This is a genomic window from Flavobacterium flavipallidum (assembly GCF_038289905.1).
GTDB lineage: Bacteria > Bacteroidota > Bacteroidia > Flavobacteriales > Flavobacteriaceae > Flavobacterium > Flavobacterium flavipallidum.
In genome coordinates this window covers 49,307-68,240 of record NZ_JBBYHU010000002.1, presented here as the reverse complement: position 1 = coordinate 68,240, position 18,934 = coordinate 49,307, and the positions used below count along the sequence as shown (strand labels likewise).

The 18,934-nt window shown below is 35.8% G+C and carries 18 protein-coding genes; 9 read left to right on the top strand and 9 right to left on the bottom strand.

Features of this window, described 5'->3' with window-relative positions; genetic code table 11:
- Nucleotides 1-428 precede the first annotated feature (428 nt).
- The 3 genes from AAEO59_RS01640 (at nt 429) to hemL (ending at nt 3,521) form a co-directional block, all read left to right on the top strand.
- A complete protein-coding gene (locus AAEO59_RS01640; RefSeq protein ID WP_341699007.1) occupies nt 429-1,325 on the top strand; it encodes a 1-aminocyclopropane-1-carboxylate deaminase/D-cysteine desulfhydrase in 897 nt (298 codons plus the stop codon).
- Nucleotides 1,318-2,151, top strand: a complete 834-nt coding sequence (locus tag AAEO59_RS01635; protein WP_341699006.1) for a glucosaminidase domain-containing protein — start codon at nt 1,318-1,320, stop codon at nt 2,149-2,151. Before AAEO59_RS01640 ends, AAEO59_RS01635 begins: the two co-directional genes overlap by 8 nt.
- A gap of 83 nt (nt 2,152-2,234) precedes the next feature.
- On the top strand, nt 2,235-3,521 hold the full coding sequence (gene hemL, locus AAEO59_RS01630) for a glutamate-1-semialdehyde 2,1-aminomutase (RefSeq protein WP_341699005.1): 1,287 nt from the start codon (nt 2,235-2,237) through the stop codon (nt 3,519-3,521).
- Between the two features lie 48 nt (nt 3,522-3,569).
- Here the strand turns inward: hemL and AAEO59_RS01625 are convergent, their stop codons facing one another.
- From AAEO59_RS01625 to ric, 9 genes are all read right to left on the bottom strand, one after another.
- Nucleotides 3,570-4,004: a hypothetical protein gene (locus AAEO59_RS01625; protein ID WP_341699004.1), complete on the bottom strand. Its 435-nt coding sequence runs from the start codon at nt 4,002-4,004 to the stop codon at nt 3,570-3,572.
- Between the two features lie 107 nt (nt 4,005-4,111).
- Complete coding sequence (gene nadB / locus AAEO59_RS01620; RefSeq protein ID WP_341699003.1) at nt 4,112-5,662, bottom strand: L-aspartate oxidase; 1,551 nt, start codon at nt 5,660-5,662, stop codon at nt 4,112-4,114.
- Complete coding sequence (gene nadA, locus AAEO59_RS01615) at nt 5,662-6,606, bottom strand: quinolinate synthase NadA (protein WP_341699002.1); 945 nt, start codon at nt 6,604-6,606, stop codon at nt 5,662-5,664. The genes nadB and nadA overlap by 1 nt, the downstream gene beginning before the upstream one ends.
- Before the next feature lie 77 nt (nt 6,607-6,683).
- A complete protein-coding gene (locus tag AAEO59_RS01610; protein ID WP_188494437.1) occupies nt 6,684-7,118 on the bottom strand; it encodes an RrF2 family transcriptional regulator in 435 nt (144 codons plus the stop codon).
- Between the two features lie 53 nt (nt 7,119-7,171).
- Entirely contained in the window at nt 7,172-8,389 is a 1,218-nt protein-coding gene (locus AAEO59_RS01605; protein WP_341699001.1) for a hypothetical protein, read from the bottom strand.
- A gap of 2 nt (nt 8,390-8,391) precedes the next feature.
- Nucleotides 8,392-9,081, bottom strand: coding sequence for an anaerobic ribonucleoside-triphosphate reductase activating protein (locus tag AAEO59_RS01600; protein WP_341699000.1), 690 nt, complete (start codon nt 9,079-9,081; stop codon nt 8,392-8,394).
- A complete protein-coding gene (gene nrdD / locus AAEO59_RS01595) occupies nt 9,065-9,229 on the bottom strand; it encodes an anaerobic ribonucleoside-triphosphate reductase (protein WP_155960748.1) in 165 nt (54 codons plus the stop codon). Before nrdD ends, AAEO59_RS01600 begins: the two co-directional genes overlap by 17 nt.
- A 95-nt stretch (nt 9,230-9,324) precedes the next feature.
- Nucleotides 9,325-11,415: a ribonucleoside triphosphate reductase gene (locus AAEO59_RS01590; protein ID WP_341698999.1), complete on the bottom strand. Its 2,091-nt coding sequence runs from the start codon at nt 11,413-11,415 to the stop codon at nt 9,325-9,327.
- A 225-nt stretch (nt 11,416-11,640) separates the two neighbouring features.
- Complete coding sequence (ric, locus tag AAEO59_RS01585) at nt 11,641-12,369, bottom strand: iron-sulfur cluster repair di-iron protein (RefSeq protein WP_341698998.1); 729 nt, start codon at nt 12,367-12,369, stop codon at nt 11,641-11,643.
- Between the two features lie 305 nt (nt 12,370-12,674).
- Here ric and AAEO59_RS01580 point away from each other — a divergent pair, with 305 nt between their 5' ends.
- The 6 genes from AAEO59_RS01580 (at nt 12,675) to AAEO59_RS01555 (ending at nt 18,931) form a co-directional block, all read left to right on the top strand.
- Nucleotides 12,675-13,109 carry a c-type cytochrome gene (locus tag AAEO59_RS01580; protein WP_341698997.1) on the top strand — a complete coding sequence of 145 codons (435 nt, stop codon included), beginning with the start codon at nt 12,675-12,677 and terminating at the stop codon, nt 13,107-13,109.
- Nucleotides 13,110-13,120: 11 nt separating this feature from the next.
- A complete protein-coding gene (locus AAEO59_RS01575; protein ID WP_341698996.1) occupies nt 13,121-14,455 on the top strand; it encodes a cbb3-type cytochrome c oxidase subunit I in 1,335 nt (444 codons plus the stop codon).
- Between the two features lie 113 nt (nt 14,456-14,568).
- Nucleotides 14,569-15,360 carry a CbbQ/NirQ/NorQ/GpvN family protein gene (locus tag AAEO59_RS01570; RefSeq protein ID WP_341698995.1) on the top strand — a complete coding sequence of 264 codons (792 nt, stop codon included), beginning with the start codon at nt 14,569-14,571 and terminating at the stop codon, nt 15,358-15,360.
- Between the two features lie 109 nt (nt 15,361-15,469).
- The gene (locus AAEO59_RS01565; protein WP_341698994.1) at nt 15,470-17,245 is read left to right on the top strand and encodes a nitric oxide reductase activation protein NorD; all 1,776 of its coding nucleotides are present in this window, start codon (nt 15,470-15,472) and stop codon (nt 17,243-17,245) included.
- A 116-nt stretch (nt 17,246-17,361) separates the two neighbouring features.
- A complete protein-coding gene (locus AAEO59_RS01560; RefSeq protein ID WP_341698993.1) occupies nt 17,362-18,327 on the top strand; it encodes a DUF438 domain-containing protein in 966 nt (321 codons plus the stop codon).
- Nucleotides 18,328-18,349: 22 nt separating this feature from the next.
- Complete coding sequence (locus AAEO59_RS01555) at nt 18,350-18,931, top strand: cytochrome c oxidase subunit 3 (protein ID WP_341698992.1); 582 nt, start codon at nt 18,350-18,352, stop codon at nt 18,929-18,931.
- Nucleotides 18,932-18,934: the final 3 nt, after the last annotated feature.

The window sequence follows — 18,934 nt, the reverse complement described above, 5'->3', positions numbered from 1 at the left end:
CCAATGTTTTTTGTCGTTAACAAGTATTTAATACCAAAAGGTTTTCGCGGTTTAACGCTTTATCCCTTTGTGTTTTTAAAATACCAAGTCGATAAAAATAATCTTGTTTTTGTAAATCATGAACGTATTCATCTAAGACAACAAATTGAGATGTTAATACTCCCTTTTTATATTTGGTATCTATTGGAATTTTTATTTTTTCTGTTAAAATACAATAACAAAAATCGTGCCTATAAAAGTATATCGTTTGAAAGAGAGGCATATAGTAATGAGTTTGATTTGAGTTATTTGTCTAGAAGGAGATTTTTTGCTTTCTGGAAATATTTTTTGAATAGAAAATAATAGCCAAGTCTAATACTTTGATTATTTGTTTTTGTTTAAAGATGTGCTCTAGTAGATAAGTTTTATCTTTGCTAAAAATAATTGCTTTGAATCAAGAACTGCAAATACAATTTCCCAATTCGATTTCTGTTACCATAAAAAGAGAAGATTTGCTTCATCCCGTAGTTTCGGGTAATAAATTTAGAAAACTCAAGTATAATTTGCTTCAGGCAAAAGCCGAAAATAAAAAAACACTTCTCACTTTTGGAGGGGCTTTTTCTAATCATATAGCGGCTGTTGCTTTTGCAGCTCAGGAGCAGGGTTTACAATCCATAGGGATTATCCGAGGTGATGAATTGGGAGATAAAATCGAGAGCAATCCTACACTTCAATTTGCTCAGGAATGCGGAATGCAATTTCAATTTGTGTCCAGGGATGAATATCGGTTGAAAAAGGAAGCCTCGTTTTTGGAGAAATTAAAGCAAGAATTTGGAGAATTTTATTTAGTACCTGAAGGAGGGACTAATGAATTGGCTATAAAAGGCTGTCAGGAAATTTTAATTCCAGAGGATAGTAAATTCGATTATATTTGTTGTGCTGTTGGAACAGGAGGTACTATTTCCGGGATCATCAATAGTGCATTGCCGCATCAAAAAGTTTTAGGATTTCCAGCGCTTAAAGGCGATTTTTTAAAGGATGAAATCCGTATTTTTGTGCAGAATGAAAATTGGGATGTAATAACAGATTACCATTTTGGCGGATACGGCAAAGTTAATGAAGATTTGATTCGTTTCATTAATCAGTTTTATATGGAAAATCAAATTCCGTTAGATCCTGTTTACACCGGAAAAATGGTTTTTGGTGTTATGGATTTGATACAAAAGAATTATTTTCCGGCTCATTCGAATATTTTACTTATTCATACCGGAGGATTACAAGGAATTTTTGGAATGAATGCCAAATTGAAAAAGAAACAATTATCAACAATAAATATCGATGTTTAAGAAAAGCCTACTACTCTTGATTGTTTTAACCTTAATTAGTTGTCATGCTACAAAATCCCCAATTGTAACAACTAAAAAATCTGCCGGTAAAAACAGTACTTATTCTTCCGGAAATAAAAAAAACACTAAAGACAGAAACGAAGTTATTACATCAACTTCAAAGACAATAGTTACTAGTGAAGTAGTAAGTAATTATGTAGCTCAATTCAAAGATATTGCTATGAGTAACATGAAAAATTACGGCATTCCGGCAAGTATCATTTTGGCTCAGGGTATTTTAGAATCAGGAGCAGGAAGAGGCGATTTGGCAGTGAGTGCCAATAATCATTTTGGTATTAAATGCCATTCTGATTGGACTGGAGATTCGGTTAAACACGATGATGATAGTAGTCAGGAATGTTTTAGAAAATACAATAAAGTAGCTGAATCTTACAGGGATCATGCTTTGTTTTTAAAAGGAAAAGTAAGATATGCTAGTTTGTTTGAGTTGGATAAAGATGATTACGAAGCCTGGGCGAGAGGTTTAAGAAAAGCTGGTTATGCAACCGATCCTAAATATCCGGATAAGTTGATTTCGTATATAGAGCGTTATAATTTGGCTCAATATGATGCGCAGGTTTTGGGTAATAAATATGTGTCTAGAGAAAGTCGAAACAACACCGTAACCGATAGGCGCTTAAAAAATGAAGAGTATTATGAGGTTCAAAAAGGAGATACTTTATATTCAATTTCTAAAAAATACAATGTCTTGATTGATGATTTAAAAGAAAGAAATAAGTTGTCCGATAATACGCTGTTTGTGGGGCAGAAATTGAAAGTGAATTAATTAGTTATTAAAATAATAAGTTTGTTAGAGAGTAAGATTGTAAATCTAAATTCTAAACTCTAAAATCAGAAATTTTAAATTAAATGTTATACCAAAGAAGTAGTCAGCTATTTGCTGAAGCAGAAAAAGTAATTCCGGGAGGTGTAAATTCGCCGGTTAGAGCATTCAAATCGGTAGGAGGAACTCCTATTTTTGTGAAACAAGCCAAAGGTGCTTATTTATATGATGAAGACGGAAACCGATTGATTGATTATATTAATTCATGGGGCCCAATGATTTTGGGTCATGCTTATGAGCCGGTAGTTGAGGCGGTAACTGAGAAAGCTAAATTGGGAACATCTTTTGGAATGCCAACTGAATTAGAAACTCAAATCGCTGCTTTGGCGGTTTCAATGGTGCCTAATATTGATAAAATTCGTTTTGTAAATTCAGGTACCGAAGCTTGTATGAGTGCGGTAAGATTAGCGCGCGGATTTACTAAAAGAGATAAAATAATAAAATTTGCAGGTTGTTATCACGGTCATTCTGATTCTTTCCTGATTCAGGCCGGAAGTGGTGCCATGACATTTGGAACACCTAATAGTCCTGGTGTTACAGCCGGAACAGCTAAGGATACTTTATTGGCTAAATACAACGATTTAGAGAATGTAAAGAGTTTAATCCAAGCGAATCCTAACGAAATTGCAGCCATCATAGTGGAGCCGGTTGCTGGAAATATGGGTTGTGTTCCTCCAATCAAAGGTTTTCTGGAAGGCTTACGCCAATTGTGCTCTGAAAACGGAATCTTATTGATTTTTGATGAGGTAATGACTGGTTTCCGTTTGGCTAAAGGTGGTGCTCAGGAATTATTGAAAATTGATGCTGATATCGTTTGTTTCGGAAAAGTGATAGGTGGCGGATTGCCGGTGGGTGCTTTTGCAGCCCGCGAAGAAATCATGAATTATTTGGCGCCACTTGGACCAGTTTATCAGGCGGGTACTTTGTCAGGAAATCCATTGGCTATGGCTGCAGGTAAAGCGATGTTAGAATCTCTAAATAATGATGTAGCTATTTTTCAAAGATTAGAAGAAAAGACAGCTTATCTGGAAGCTGGAATTCATAGAGTATTAAAAGCAAATAATATCGTTTATACTATTAATAGAGTAGGTTCGATGATTTCAGTACATTTTGATGCCAGTCCGGTTGTTGATTTTCAAACGGCGGCTAAGGGAGATAATGATACTTTTAAGAAATTCTTCCACGGTTTATTGAAGGAAGGAATTTATATCGCACCATCAGCTTATGAAACCTGGTTTATAACGGATGCTTTAAGTTATGAAGATTTGGATTTTACTATAAATGCAATCGATACCGTTTCGAAAACATTATAATTTTAAAGAGCAAAAAAAAGCTTCGAGTTGGTTCTCGAAGCTTTTTTTTTAGTTTTCCATATTACCGCCGGCTGGTCTATCATCTCCCATTCCGCCGCCTTGTCTTTCACTCATTCTTTGTTGCATTCTTTGTTGCATTTTTTCCTGATTGCTTTTCCATTTTGCTAATTGCTCAGGGGTTAAGATAGCTGCCATTTTTCCTTCCATAGCTTTTCTTTGTTCAGCCATCATTTCTCTGCCTTGACCTTTCTTTTCTTTCATTTCGGCCATTCTGGCTTCTCTGTTTTTTGCTTCGTCAGCATAAAGTTGTTTTAGTTGTTCCTGTTGTTTAGCATCTAAGTTTAGATCTTTTGTCATTCTAGCGATACGTTGCTCTGTACGTTGCTCAGGTGTCATGTTACCTCTTTGTGGTCTGTCATTGTTGTCCTGAGCAAAACTTGCTACTCCAACAAGTAATAATGCGGCAATAATTAATTTTTTCATTTCTTTTTTGATTTATGTTAAAAGTTATAGCAGTAAGATAGTAAAAAGAATAAAAGGTTTAATTATCAGTAAAAAAAAGAATATCTTTTTTGATTACTAAAATTAGTTTAGGAATTTTTATTGCCGAATGGTGCCGAATCAAATTTTACAAAACCACCACGATTTTCATGTCTCTCGATAGATTGTGTCACAATCAAGTATCCTATAGTTATCATGTTTAATAATTCAAAATAGGAAGTGTTAATTTGTTGCGTTTTGCCAATTGTTTCTAATTCTTGTTTCCAATTTAAAAGCTGTTCTTTGGCTTTGATCAAATCGGAGTCGTAACGAACAATACCTGCATTTTGCCTCATTAAAAGTTGAAGATCTGCTTTTAATTTTGCTAAATACTCAGCGTTTATTTCTGGTTTTTCTGTAGCTTCGATTTCCTGAACATCCTTCTTTATTGTTTTTATTTCCAAATTAGGATTGGCCAAATATTCGTAAATTCTACTCGAATACACTAATGCTTCTAGTAATGAATTGGATGCTAATCGGTTGGCGCCATGTAGACCTGTTTGAGAGCATTCGCCACAGGCAAATAAATTGGTTACCGATGTTTTTCCGTTCATATCAACTACAATTCCGCCACAGATGTAATGCTGTGCAGGAACTACCGGAATCCAGTCTTTAGCAATATCAATTCCTGATTTTAAACAATGATTGTAAATCATCGGGAAATGCTTTTTGAAAGCTTCGATATCAAGATGAGTGCAGTCTAAATACACACAGTCATCACCTGATTTTTTTAATTCTAAATCAATGCTTTGGGAAACAATATCTCTGGATGCCAATTCTTCTCTGGAATCATAATCGATCATGAAACGATGCCCTTTTTTGGTACGCAAATAAGCACCAAAACCGCGAACTGCTTCTGAAATTAAAAATTTTGAACCAGTAGATTTTTCATAAAAAGCGGTAGGATGGAATTGGATGAATTCCATTTCTTTAATCTTGGCGTTAGCACGGTATGCCATGGCAATTCCATCTCCGGTTGCAATTACAGGATTAGTGGTGTGTCCATAAAGATGACCAATTCCGCCTGTTGCTAAAAGTGTGATATCGGAGAGGTAAGTGCTTATTTGTTTGGTGCTTTCGTCCAAAACAATAGCACCTAAACAGTAATTATCGGCCGTGATTAAATCGGCGGCAAAATGATGATCTAAAACGGTAATGTTTTCTTTTTGATACACCTGCATCAAAATAGCGCGTTCTATCTCATGACCTGTTTGGTCTTTATGATGTACGACGCGATTTTCAGAATGTCCACCTTCTTTACCTAAATTAAGATTTCCATCAGAGTTTTTGTCAAATTTAGCGCCCCATTCGATTAGTTCTTTTAATCGTTTAGGACCTTCGGTAACGACCATTTTTACAACGGCTTCATCACATAAGCCGTCACCACAAATCAAAGTGTCTTCGATGTGTTTTTGATAAGAATCTTCCGTTTTATCCGTAACAATGGCTATACCGCCCTGAGCGTATTTAGTGTTAGATTCGTCAGCATTTGCCTTGGTTACAATGGTAATCTTTTTGTTTGGAAATTGCTCTGCTATTCTTAGTGCAAATGTCAAACCGGCAACACCAGAACCTATAATCAAGTAATTGGTATTTGTCATTATTTTGATAATTCAAGCATTCTCTCAATTGGAACTAATGCTTTTTGGATAATGTCTTCGGCTACGTGAACTTCAGGGCTTTCGTTTACTAAACAATCGTAAACTTTTTGTAAGGTGTTCATTTTCATATAACCACATTCGCTACAGGCGCAAGTATTATCCTCTTTTGCCGGAGCAGGAATTAAGATTTTATCAGGTACTTCCTGTTGCATTTTGTGCAAAATACCAAATTCAGTAGCTACAATAAATTTATTGTTAGGATTGTTTTTTACATAATCAATCATTCCAGAAGTAGAACCAATATAGGTCGCAGTGGCCAAAATATGAGTTTCTGATTCTGGGTGTGCAATAATTTTTGCATCTGGATGTTGCTTGTGTAATTCGATTAATTTATCTAATGAAAAGGCTTCGTGTACAACGCAGGAACCATCCCAAAGTAACATGTCACGACCTGTTTTGCTCATTACATATTTTCCTAAATTCTTATCCGGAGCAAATATGATAGGTTTGTCTTTTGGAATTGATTCTACAATTTTCACCGCATTTGCAGAAGTAACTACAATATCAGTCAAAGCTTTTACTTCGGCAGAGCAATTTACATAAGTAATAACAGTATGGTCAGGGTGCTCGTCGATGAATTTTTTAAATAAGTCCGGAGGGCAGGATTCTGCCAAAGAACATCCTGCATTCAAATCCGGAAGAATTACTTTTTTTGTTGGATTTAAAATCTTAGCTGTTTCGGCCATAAAATGCACCCCAGCAAAAAGAATAATATCGGCATCCACTTTCATTGCTTCTTGTGATAATCCCAAGCTGTCCCCTACATAATCCGCGATATCCTGAATATCATTTTCCTGATAATAATGGGCTAGAATAACCGCATTTTTCTCTTTCTTTAGTTGTAATATTCGTTCTTTTAGATCTTTTATTTTGTTTGTATCCATTGTTAATCTTGATTACAAGCGTTGTTTAATTGTAATATGTTGTTTGTTGTTTTGTAAAGCTAATTTAATTTAAAAAGTTAATACCTTAAAAAAGTATCTCCTGATTTAATTCCCATTGCTAATTCCTCCAAATTAGTGTTTTCTAACATAAAAGCCAATTCATTTCTAATCGATTTGAATTTTTCATGTACCGGACAAGGATGTTCCTCAGAACAATGGCTTAAACCCAAACCACATCCGGTAAAAACAGAATCGCCTTCCAGTGCCGTTACAATTTGAGACAATTTGAGTTGACTCATTTTTTCTTTTGGAATCTCAAAGCCACCGCCCACACCTTTGATAGAATTGATAATATTGTTTTTGGATAAAATCTGTAATATCTTGGCAGTAAAAGCCTCAGGAGAATCTATCTTTTTTGCAATATCTTTCAGTCCGACTCTATTGTTTTGATAGGATTCAGATGCAATGAAAATAGTTGCCCGAATCCCGTATTCACAGGTTTTAGAGAACATAATTAGTTTTTTACAAATTTATAGAAAATAAGCGTTATTATTCGACTCAATTTTCAGTATTTATGTGATTTAATTGTGCCTTTAAAAAGCCCTAAAACAAGCATAAAAATAGCTATAGGTAAGAAAATACTAGATAAAAATAGATTTTGGTAATAGCAAGGGAATTGTCCAAGGCCAAAAAAGAGATAAATGCCTTGTCCGAATAACAACAATTCGGTTAGTACAAAACTAAAAATGAATAGTTTTATTCCCCAATTGGATATTTTTTTTGACTCGTTTAAAAAAGAATTTTTCAACAAAAAAGCAAACAAAAAACCGGTGATAATCCCTAACATCGTCAGATGAATATAACCGATTACAAAATTCCGAATCTGATGTGAAATTTGAGCTAATTCCGGAATTAAAACCACTAATTGAATGATTACTTTTAGGAATAATGAAGTGAATGCAAAACCATAAACGAGTTTTTCAACGGGTTTTAAAGCGGTGAAGAAAGTTGGAAAATGGGGTCTAATTATTTGAATAAAAATAAAAAAAGAAAGCAGTTGTAGTAGCACTCCCAGGCTGTTTATCCAATGAAAAACGGGATTAGGAAGATACCAACTCATCGGCAAAGCCAGAGTTAAAATGGTAGCTGTAACCAAAAAATTATAGAACAATCGAAATTGCTTTTCGTTGATATTGCCTTTTAATTGATTAAAAAATAAAGCTAAAATGGCAAACAAAAACCAACCGTTGAATTGGAAATGCAGGAAAAACTGAATGGCTATTTGATAAAAAGCACTGGCTTTACCCAATAATCCAACTGCCGGTCCCAGACACCAAACGCCCAGAGTCGATAGAATCATGAAAAATAAAGCTATTCTCAAAAGTAGTTTTTCCGGCAGTGAATCAGTACGGGCATCTTTCCAGGCTAATCGGCAGAAATAATAACTGCAAAAAATATGCAGTGTAGAAAAAGCTATCGAAAACAATGCATATCCTTCAACAGGAAAGCGAAACATCATACCGATAACAGCAATTTCAGTTAGCCAGAATAATCGGTTGTAAACGGGTTTTTGCTGTGCTGTTTTTGGAATAAAAAAATGAACAATCAAACTGAAAATCATCAGGTAAACCCAGCCTAACATGGCTACATGGGAATGACCGTGCAATAAAAACTGATAATTGATACTCTCAATAGGGAATACATACAGCAATCGAAGCAGTAATCCCATGAGTGCTGCGATAAAGAAATTGATAAAACAGATTAAAAGCCAGGATTTTTGCATAATTATCCTCTAAAATGGACGTTGATTTTTGGTGTAGAAAGTTTTTGACTGTCTAATTCCCGGAACGAATGTTCTAATTTGCCCAGGGTTTTTACATCATTTACAAAATGCTGGATGTAATAATTTCCGGTGTAATTTTTCTTTTCTAAATAAACAATCATTTGTTGGATGTCTTTCTCAGTAAGCAATTCCGAATGAACAGTGGTACGTACTTCAAACGGAAGCGGGCTTTCCAGCAATAAATGTAAGGATTTTTCAAACGGAGAAAAAAGCAATGATTGGGTTATTTTTTCAAAATGCTCTGACAGGGCTTTAAAGTCCAAAGCGACATAATCAATTAATTGCTTTTCAATCAGTGTTTTTAGGAGATTTGGTTTTGAGCCGTTGGTGTCAATTTTTACTAAGAAGCCCATTTTTTTGACTTCGATAATCAGTTCAATGATGTTTTTGTGTAACAAACATTCGCCTCCGCTAAAGACAACGGCATCGAGTAAATTTTTACGGGAATGAAGAAAAGCAAGCGTTTTTTCGAAAGAAATACTTCCTTTTCCGAGAACAATTTCGGGATTGTAACAATAAAGACAGCGCATATTACAGCCTGCAAACCAAAGAATACAGGCTGATTGATGCGCATAATCTAATAATGTAAAAGGCGTTATGCTGTAAATAGGTGTACTAACATTTTCCTTCATTGAAATGAGTGCGTTGTTTGTGTTCTCCTTTTTTTCCAATGTTGAAACTTTCTACAGGTCTGTGATAGCCCATTACTCGGGTGTACACTAAGCATTTGGTTCTTAAATGCTGTTTTTCTTCTAAAATAGGGTTCGTGGCTGTTTTCATGTTTTTTGGATTATGAGTTATGAGTTATGTGTTAAGGGTTACGAGTTATGAGTTAGTTGCTAATTTTTAGATAGCTGACACTTAACTCATAACTTTTAACTTTTTTCCATTAATAAAAGATCATCACATTTTGGGCAATATTCATGCTCACCATTCAAATAACCATGAACCGGGCAAACACTAAATACCGGGGTTACGGTGATGTAAGGCAGTTTAAAGTTAGACAACACTTTTTTTACAAATTGTTTACAGGCTTCAGGAGAACTGATTTTTTCACTCATATACAAATGCAAAACCGTTCCTCCGGTGTATTTGCATTGCAATTCATCCTGTAAAAACAAGGCTTCGAAAGGATCTTCAGTATGATTTACCGGAATTTGTGAACTGTTAGTGTAATAAATATTTTCTTCCTGTCCCGCCTGATAAATATCGGCAAAGCGTTTTTTGTCTTCTTTAGCAAAACGATAGGTAGTTCCTTCGGCTGGCGTGGCTTCCAGATTATAGAGATTTCCGGTTTGTTCCTGAAATTCTTTCATTCGGTTGCGAATATGATCCAGAATTTCAGAAGCCAATGCAATTCCTGTGTTGGAAGTTATGGTATCCTGGTTTTCGGTAAAATTGACAATCATTTCGTTGATTCCGTTTACGCCAATGGTAGAAAAATGATTTCTGAAATGTTGCAGGTAACGCTTGGTGTACGGATACAAACCACGGTCGTACATTTCCTGAATAAAGATTCTTTTTTTCTCCAAAGTCGATTTCGAAATGTATAATAATCGGTCTAATTGTTCGAATAATTCGGCTTTATTTCCTTTGTATAAATAGCCCAAACGCGCCATGTTGATGGTCACAACACCAATACTTCCCGTCATTTCGGCACTTCCAAAAAGACCATTTCCACGTTTTAACAATTCGCGTAAATCTAATTGCAAACGACAACACATGGAACGAACGGCATTGGGTTTATAAGCATTCGGATTTTCGGATTTATTTCCGTTTTCATCTAAAACATATTGGCTCCCGATGAAATTTTGGAAATAAGAAGAACCAATTTTAGCTGTATTTTCGAAAAGCAAATCGGTATTTTCTCCGTTCCAGTCAAATTCTTCGGTGATATTTACCGTTGGAATCGGGAAGGTAAAAGGCTGTCCATTGGCATCGCCTTCGGTCATTACGGTGTAATAGGCTTTGTTAATGAGGTTCATTTCGGCTTGAAAATGCTCGTAACGCAAATCGGTTAATTTAGTTACGCCTCGTTCTTTGGCTCTGACCAAAAGATCATAATTGAAATTTCCCTCAAAAAAATGTAAATCATTTTTTGTCGGAATCTGCGTTTTCAAATCTTCGGGAACTACCCAATCCAAAGTAATGTTGGTAAAAGGCGATTGTCCCCAACGCGCCGGAACATTCAGATTGTAAACAAAACTGCGAACCGCTTTCAGTACATCATCAAAAGAAAGATTGTCTTTGAAAACATAAGGCGCCAAATAAGTATCGAACGAACTGAAAGCCTGAGCACCTGCCCATTCGCTTTGCAAAATCCCAAGAAAATTAGCCATTTGTCCCAGCGCTTCCCTGAAATGCGAAGGAGCTTTACTTTCCACACGACCGCGAACTCCGTTAAAGCCTTCGTTTAATAATACCCGCAAACTCCAGCCGGCGCAATAGCCGGTCAGGCAATCCAAATCATGAATGTGAATAGCTCCGTTGCGGTGTGCATAACCTTCTTCTTTACTGTAAACTTTGTCCAGCCAATAATTAGCAATGATTTTTCCCGCCACATTATTGACCAAACCGGCATTAGAGTAGGAGGTATTGGCATTGGCATTAATGCGCCAATCGGTTTGTTCAATGTATTCTTCAATAGTTTGGGTGCTGTCCACATAAGTGGTGTCTTCATTTAAACCATCAATATGCTCGCGTTGCAGTTTTCGGGTATGGCGGAACAGCATAAACGAACGCATGACTTCAAAATACTTTTTTTCGAAAAGATTTTTCTCTATTAAATCCTGTATTTCTTCTACCGCCCAGGTTTCTTTAGACTCTAAGTCCCGAATAACATTTTCAAAAATGTTTTCATCAATTGCCATGGAAACACTCAGGAAGCTTTTTTCGATAGCATCTTTTATTTTAAAAGGTTCAAAAGGCTTGTATTGGCCGTTTCTTTTGATAACATATTTTTCCATAGCATTTGATGATTTTAGTTTACTCACTTGTGCATTCGCATTTAAAAAATTTCACCACAAATTGCACAAATAAACACCAATTAGACTCTTTTTAATTACACGAATCTGCCAACGGCGGATAGAAATTGGTGTTATTTGATTTTTTATTGATTAGAATTAGTGACCATTGGTGGAATTCGTGTCTAACTTTTCTTAAGCGAGCCCCTGTTTACTTATTTGTTTTTATTATTTTGCTGAAAATTTTTTCTCTAATTCTACTGCTTTTGGAAATAAGATGTTGTTTTCCAAATGGATGTGTTTGTGTAAATCCTGTTCAAATTCCTGAAGCATCGCAAAGGTTACTTTGTAAGTATTGCAGGCATCTGCCGGTGGGTTATAATCATTGGTTAATCCGGCTATTTTTCTAAAACGCTCTCCTTCGGCATCGTGTTCGTGCATCATCATAGCAATTGGATTTTCGACAGTGCCAAAATGTGGCTGCTCTACCAACTCATCCTGTAGTGTTGCTTTGACCATTTTTTTGATAAAAGGAAATAAAATCAGTTCTTCTTTTTTCATGTGTTGTGCCAATTCGCCTGCACAGCCAATGAACAATTCATTGATGGCAAATAATTCAGGATGAGATGTGCCGTGTACTCTGCACAATTTGTCTAAAAAAGGAAGTAAGATTTGTGTTTTTTCTTCTACATAACGGTGATGGGTTTTCTCGATATAGTCGGCTAATAAATCCAGAGGCCATGATTGAAAATCGATGTTGTTATCATTTTTAGTGTTTAAAACAGCATTGATTTCATTTAAAATAGTTTCTGAATCATGTCCTTTTTTGTCACAGGCTTCTTCAATTGTTCTGTTTCCTTTGCAGCAAAAATCGATGCCGTATTTTGAAAAAATGGCTGCTGTTCTGAAATCTTTTGCTACATATTCTCCGATGGTTGTTTTTTCTAATGTTTCCATAATTGTTGTTCTTTAAGTTTTAATTTTTTTGATATAAAATAATGTTTCGAATAAAAAGGATAAAATTGTCCTAAATTATGCTGTGTGAAATTTTGTTTTGTAATTCATTTTTAATTAGTTGTTTAGGATGGTATTGAATACTCTTATTTGAGAATGTAATTTTAAGAAGAATAAAAAAGACAGAATATGATTTAAATCATATTTTAAATTTCATATCAGTCTTTTCTTTGCAATATCAAATAAAAGACAAATTTATCCTTTATTTGAGTTCAAGTAATTTTATTAACAAACAAAAACAAGTAATTATGCTTTCAAAATCACAAGCAAGAGCATTTTTTTTGGGAGGAACTCTGGTCACCTTTTTAATTTTTATAGGATTGACCATTTATTCGTTCATGCCCCGAAATGACCAAACAAATTATACCAAAATTGATAAACAGGTAGTGCGGGGAAAGGAGCTTTGGGAAACCAATAATTGTATGGGATGCCATTCCATTATGGGAGAAGGAGGCTATTATGCTCCCGAATTGACAAAAGTAGTGGAGCGAAGAGGAGAAGGATATATCAAAGCTGCTTTGATGTCGCCGGTTCCCTGGGCACCCAACGGACGAAAAATGGTAGTTTATAAAATGAATGAAAAAGACGCCGATGCTGTTGTTGCCTATTTAAAATGGATTGGGAAAATTGATTTGAATGGTTTTGAACGAGTGGTTTCACCATTAGCAAAAGAAAATAATTAAATTTTACAAATATGAAATATAAATCACAAAAAGTCGCCTATTGGTTTTTTGCATTGTGCATGCTTTTGTTCTCATTGCAAATTGTTTATGGCTTTATCATGGGCTTTGACCGAATAGGAATTCAGGGATTACACGATATTATTCCGTTTAATACAGCGCGTGCAGTGCATACTAATTTGTTGGTGGTGTGGTTGCTAACGGGTTTTATGGGAGCAGCCTATTACATTATTCCCGAAGAAGCGCAACACGAACTCATAAGCGTAAAATGGGCTTATGTACAATTAATTTCTTTAGCAGTGGTGGGAGTTGTAGCCATTGTTGGTTTTCACTTAAACCATTGGGAAGGAAGAAAATTTCTGGAGATTCCAAGAGAGCTGGATTATTTAGTGGTAGTTAACGTTTTACTTTTCTTATTCTTAATTATAGGAACGCTGTATAAAGGAAAACAAAAAACGACTACGGCAATAGTACTGGTTATGGGCTTATTTTTTGCCGCTTTATTGTATATACCAGGAATGATTTGGTTTGACAGTCAGGTAACGGATTCTTTTTTCCGTTGGTGGGTAGTGCATTTATGGGTTGAAGGAGTTTGGGAGTTGATTATGGGAGGGATTCTTTCATTCCTGTTAATCAAATTGACCGGAGTTGACAGAGAGGTTATCGAAAAATGGCTGTACGTAATTGTGGGGCTTACTTTCCTTTCAGGAGTTTTGGGAACAGGACATCACTATTATTACATTGGAGTAAATAAAATCTGGTTGATTGTTGGTGGAATTTTCTCTGCCTTGGAACCTTTGGCTTTCCTGGCTATGGCATTATTTGCAGTGAATATGTATCGCAAAGGAGAAAAAAGTCATCCTAACAAAATAGCTTTATTCTGGACTATTGGCGCTTCTATAGTATCATTTATTGGAGCTGGTTTACTTGGTTTCGCGCATACTTTACCTCAAACCAATTTGTACACACACGGAACATTAGTAACGGCTATGCACGGACATTACGCCTTTTGGGGCGCTTATGCGATGATTGTTTTGGCAATTATCAGTTACGCACTTCCAAATTTAACCGGGCGCAAACGCTACAATAGTACACAGGGAAATGTAGCATTTTGGTTATCCAATGTAGGAATGTTAGGAATGACAACTGCTTTTGGAGTTGCCGGTGTGGTTCAGGTCTATTTGGAACGCAAAATGAAAATGGAATTTATGGTGGTTCAAAACGAAATTAGTATTCATTTTGTTGTGCTGCTCATTTGCGCTACTATGTTTACCATCGGAATAAGTCTGTTTATTTATGATTTCTTTAAATACGGACGTCCTTCGGATGAAGCTTTAGAAATAAAATAACTAACGAATCCCTTTTTTTTAACCGGAAGACTTTAACAACTGTTTCTTAGTTACTGCATTTCCATGAAAACCTTTGTTGGGAATTCCGGTTTTTTTCTAAAAATTTTAAAAATATGTTAGTAGATACTTTAATAAATATACCTTATTACCATGCTGTTGGCAAAGAGATGGATGTTTTTGAACAAGCTTATAAAAACAAAATCCCCATTTTATTGAAAGGACCAACAGGAACGGGAAAATCCCGTTTTATAGAATACATGGCGCATCAATTGGATAAAAAACTCATTACTATTAGTTGTCATGAAGAAACTTCTTCTACTGATTTAATTGGGCGATTTATCATCAAAGGAGCCGAAACGGTTTGGCTTGACGGACCTTTGACAACAGCCGTAAAAGAAGGTTTTATTCTTTATCTCGATGAGGTTGCCGAAGCCCGTCCCGATGTGATTGTGGCTATTCATTCCCTGACTGATCACCGACGCGAATTGTTTATCGATAAACTGGGTGTAACGGTGAAAGCACATGAGGATTTTATGTTGGTTGCTTCTTTTAACCCGGGTTATCAAAGAGGTTTTAAAGAGCTAAAACCATCTACACGCCAGCGATTTATTGCAGTTTCTTTTGATTATCCCGAACCAAAAATTGAAACAGAAATCCTGATTAATGAAACCGAAATTGATTCGGATACCGCTAAGAAATTAGTCGCCATTGGGAATAAAATTAGGAATCTGACTGAATTAGGATTGACCGAAACGGTTTCCACCCGATTGCTGGTTGATGCCGCTAAAATCATCCACAGCGGATTGCCTAAACGATTGTCTGTTCATGTGGCTATTGTAGAACCGTTGACAGATGATTTACAAACAATTCAAGCCCTGAAAGATTTGTGCGATTTGATGATATAGAAAAGAGTGGTCAGTGGTCAGATTTTTAGTGTTCAGTGAACTGGCGAAAATATTGACTATTCTAAATCACTGATTACTAATTAACCGAACACTGAATACTAAAAAAAATATGGGATTTGAATTAGACGAATATTTAGTTGGGAAGTTTTTCAAGCAATTGAAAAAAAGAAAAAAAACAGCTCCCGAAATTTTAGAAAAAACGGTTTTTCTAATTGACATCAAACCGCGATTGACCATTCTGGCTCGGGCATTAACCGGAAAGGCTATCGCTATTTATCCGGCTGAAAGGGAAGGCGGTTATAAAAACAATAATTTTTTCCTTCCAATTTCCTTTGCCGAATTAGCCACGAAAGAAGAAAATCTGACTTTTTATCTTTTTCGAACACTGTTTTTAAGTGTTCAACAACGATTAAATCTCAATTGGACTTCTGAAGAAAATGAACCGTCACTGGAACTTTCGCAGCAAAAAGCATTCGAAAGTGCTGATGCGATTTTGAAAATTATTTTCGAAGAATATGCTATCGACAGAAATTTTCATTCCCAGGCAAAGCAGCATTTTATCGAACAGGCAACTGAGAAAAAAGCTGCTGATTTTTCCTGGCTTTATGGCAAATGGATGAAAAACGAAGTGGAACAAAATTCTGAAACGTTACTCGAAAATTTCTCTGACATTACCAAAAAAGGGATTGAAAACCAGCCAACCACCACATTGAAAGCAACAGCAGTGGAAGAAGTGGTAACGGTGGAATTGGATAAAAAACAACAGGAAGATTATGTCATGCTGCATAATTTTGAAAAGGTAGAAACGGCTGAAGAATTCAATGGTGTTTGGCGTGATTTTGATGGTAGTGACGAACTTGAAGAGCATCAGGATGCGCTGGAAGAATTGAATATGAAATATACCGTTCGTGTTGATGATACTGCACATTCGGTTTATCAGGCTGACTTTATCGAAAATACTTCTGTTTCAGAAAGTGCCGAAGTGGATGCTAAAGGTTTTCATTTGCTGTATGACGAATGGGATTGTAGCAAAGCGGTTTACAAACAAAATTTTTGTAAAGTCTATCCCAAATTACAGCAAAAAACGGATGCTGATTATTACAAAAATACCATTACCAAAAACGCTTCAACTTTATTAGGCTTGCGCAAAATGTTGACGAATGTTAACAACAAAATGCAGCAGCAAAAGCGCCAGACACAAGGCGAGGAATTTGATATTGATGCCATTACCGATTTGTATGTTGATGTGCATTCGAAAAGAACACCTTCGGAGAAAGTTTATATTTCAAATCGTAAAAAAGAGAAAGATTTATCCATTCTGATTCTTTTGGATATCAGTCTGTCCAGTGACAGTTATGCTGCCGGAAACCGAGTGATTGATGTAGAAAAAGAGGTTTCAATTTTGTTTGGAGAAATCCTGAACGAATTCAATATCGATTTTTCGATAGACAGTTTTTATTCAAAAACCCGAAACTATTCGACCTATTTGACTGTCAAGGATTTTGACGAAAATTGGAACATTGGCAAACATAAAATTGGAGCCATAGAACCTAACGGTTATACCCGGATTGGAGCTGCGTTGCGTCATGCCGGTATCCGACTGGATCAAAGGAATACTAAAAATAAATGGGTTATCCTGATTTCTGACGGAAAGCCCAATGATTACGATAAATACGAAGGAAAATACGGCATCAACGATGTCAAACAGGCACTTCGGGAATTGAACAGTAAAAATATTAATTCTTATGCTTTGGCAATTGAAGCCGAAGCCAAGTACTATTTACCACAAATGTTCGGGCAAAATCATTATCAGATTTTAACAACAGCAGTCGAGCTGTTACAGTCGTTAGTCAAATTATACGAGAAGATAAAACACCAAAAATAATAAGATAAGATTAACTAACCATATAAGGCATATAAGTTCCATATAAGTAACGCTTAAATGCTCTTATGTGCCTTATATGGTTGGAAAAAATAAAAATGCTTCAAAATAAAACAACAATGACAGAAACAACACATACTACAAAGCTTCCTGAAGGACACCCCATTCGGGTGTATTTTCAGGAAAATGACCTGATTCATTCTCTTTTAGAAGAATTATCGAATACCATTCCAGAAGAGGATTTTCAAAAATATACCAATGTTTTTAATCAGTTATCCACGATTGAAAAACGATTTGCGCGAAAAGAAAACCAGCTTTTTCCCTTTTTAGAAAAGAAAAACTGGGTTGGTCCTTCACAGGGAATGTGGTCATTTCATGATAATTTGAGAGATCAATTTCGTTTGATTCGTTATTATCTTAGGAATCAAAATTTTGAGAAAGTAACTATCAATACTCCGTTTCTGGTGGATGGGATTTATCGGCTGATGCATGTGGAAGAAACGGTTTTGTTTCCCAATGCGTTGGACTTGCTTACTGAAGAAGACTGGATAAAAATGCGTGTTGGTGAAGAAGAAATAGGCTGGATGTTACCGCAAAATCCTGCGCCTTTTCCTCAAGAAGAATACATTCATCCAAGTGAGGATTTTACACAGCGGGAGTTGCCTTTTTCGCTTGAAAACACTTCGCATTATGATGAAGGTTATATGACTGTGGAGCAGGTGAATTTACTTTTCAGAACGATGCCTTTGGACTTGACTTATGTGGATGAAAATGACAGAGTGATTTTTTACAATCGTGGAGAAGAGCGCGTTTTTCCCAGAAGTGCCGGAATCATTGGCCGTGAGGTGAAATTTTGCCATCCGCCCAAAAGTGTGGGAACGGTTCTTAGAATCCTGGAAGAATTTCGAAAAGGAACAAAAAACGAATCTTCTTTTTGGATCAATTACAAAGAACGTCTGATTTACATTCGCTATTTCGCTGTTCGTGATGCTGATAAAAATTACAAAGGAGTCATCGAAATGTCTCAGGATATTTCCGATATCAGGAAAATTGAAGGCGAAAAACGATTGCTGGATTGGGAGTAGTTTATTTTAAGACAAACAAAAAATGGAAACACTAAAAATCAATTATAAAAATATTTATTATCCGCCGGGAGGTATTCTGATGTGGATTATTATTTTTCTGGAACTGATTACTTTCGGGATAGCAATGGTGGCATTGGTTTTTTACGGAAGTGAACAAACAGAATTATTCCATCAATCAAGATTACAACTCAATACTACTTTTGGGGCCATAAATACTGTTTTTCTGTTGTCAAGTGGTTTTTTTATGGCCAATGCGGTACAGCAATTCAAAGAGAAAAACATTCAAAAATCATCGTTTTATTTTAAACTGACCATGCTGGGAGGATTATTGTTTTTAATCCTGAAAAGCCTGGAATATTATCATAAAATCGAGTCCGGGATTACATTGGATACCAACATGTTTTTCACGTTTTATTGGTTGTTAACAGGATTCCATCTGATTCATGTCATTATCGGATTGGTCATTTTAATCTGGACGAATTACGGAATGACAAAGCAAAAATCGGATACTCAAATTGAAGATGTGGAAGCCTGTGCTGCTTTCTGGCACATGTGCGATTTGATCTGGTTGTTGTTATTTCCAATTCTCTATTTAATTTTTTAGCAA

What these genes read in the sequence shown, in the direction of transcription:
- AAEO59_RS01635 (WP_341699006.1), top strand. Translation starts at nt 1,318, where the DNA reads ATGTTTAAGAAAAGCCTACTACTCTTGATTGTTTTAACCTTAATTAGT.
- hemL (WP_341699005.1), top strand. Translation starts at nt 2,235, where the DNA reads ATGTTATACCAAAGAAGTAGTCAGCTATTTGCTGAAGCAGAAAAAGTA.
- AAEO59_RS01625 (WP_341699004.1), bottom strand. Translation starts at nt 4,004, where the DNA reads ATGAAAAAATTAATTATTGCCGCATTATTACTTGTTGGAGTAGCAAGT.
- nadB (WP_341699003.1), bottom strand. Translation starts at nt 5,662, where the DNA reads ATGACAAATACCAATTACTTGATTATAGGTTCTGGTGTTGCCGGTTTG.
- nadA (WP_341699002.1), bottom strand. Translation starts at nt 6,606, where the DNA reads ATGGATACAAACAAAATAAAAGATCTAAAAGAACGAATATTACAACTA.
- AAEO59_RS01610 (WP_188494437.1), bottom strand. Translation starts at nt 7,118, where the DNA reads ATGTTCTCTAAAACCTGTGAATACGGGATTCGGGCAACTATTTTCATT.
- AAEO59_RS01605 (WP_341699001.1), bottom strand. Translation starts at nt 8,389, where the DNA reads ATGCAAAAATCCTGGCTTTTAATCTGTTTTATCAATTTCTTTATCGCA.
- AAEO59_RS01600 (WP_341699000.1), bottom strand. Translation starts at nt 9,081, where the DNA reads ATGAAGGAAAATGTTAGTACACCTATTTACAGCATAACGCCTTTTACA.
- nrdD (WP_155960748.1), bottom strand. Translation starts at nt 9,229, where the DNA reads ATGAAAACAGCCACGAACCCTATTTTAGAAGAAAAACAGCATTTAAGA.
- AAEO59_RS01590 (WP_341698999.1), bottom strand. Translation starts at nt 11,415, where the DNA reads ATGGAAAAATATGTTATCAAAAGAAACGGCCAATACAAGCCTTTTGAA.
- ric (WP_341698998.1), bottom strand. Translation starts at nt 12,369, where the DNA reads ATGGAAACATTAGAAAAAACAACCATCGGAGAATATGTAGCAAAAGAT.
- AAEO59_RS01580 (WP_341698997.1), top strand. Translation starts at nt 12,675, where the DNA reads ATGCTTTCAAAATCACAAGCAAGAGCATTTTTTTTGGGAGGAACTCTG.
- AAEO59_RS01575 (WP_341698996.1), top strand. Translation starts at nt 13,121, where the DNA reads ATGAAATATAAATCACAAAAAGTCGCCTATTGGTTTTTTGCATTGTGC.
- AAEO59_RS01570 (WP_341698995.1), top strand. Translation starts at nt 14,569, where the DNA reads ATGTTAGTAGATACTTTAATAAATATACCTTATTACCATGCTGTTGGC.
- AAEO59_RS01565 (WP_341698994.1), top strand. Translation starts at nt 15,470, where the DNA reads ATGGGATTTGAATTAGACGAATATTTAGTTGGGAAGTTTTTCAAGCAA.
- AAEO59_RS01560 (WP_341698993.1), top strand. Translation starts at nt 17,362, where the DNA reads ATGACAGAAACAACACATACTACAAAGCTTCCTGAAGGACACCCCATT.
- AAEO59_RS01555 (WP_341698992.1), top strand. Translation starts at nt 18,350, where the DNA reads ATGGAAACACTAAAAATCAATTATAAAAATATTTATTATCCGCCGGGA.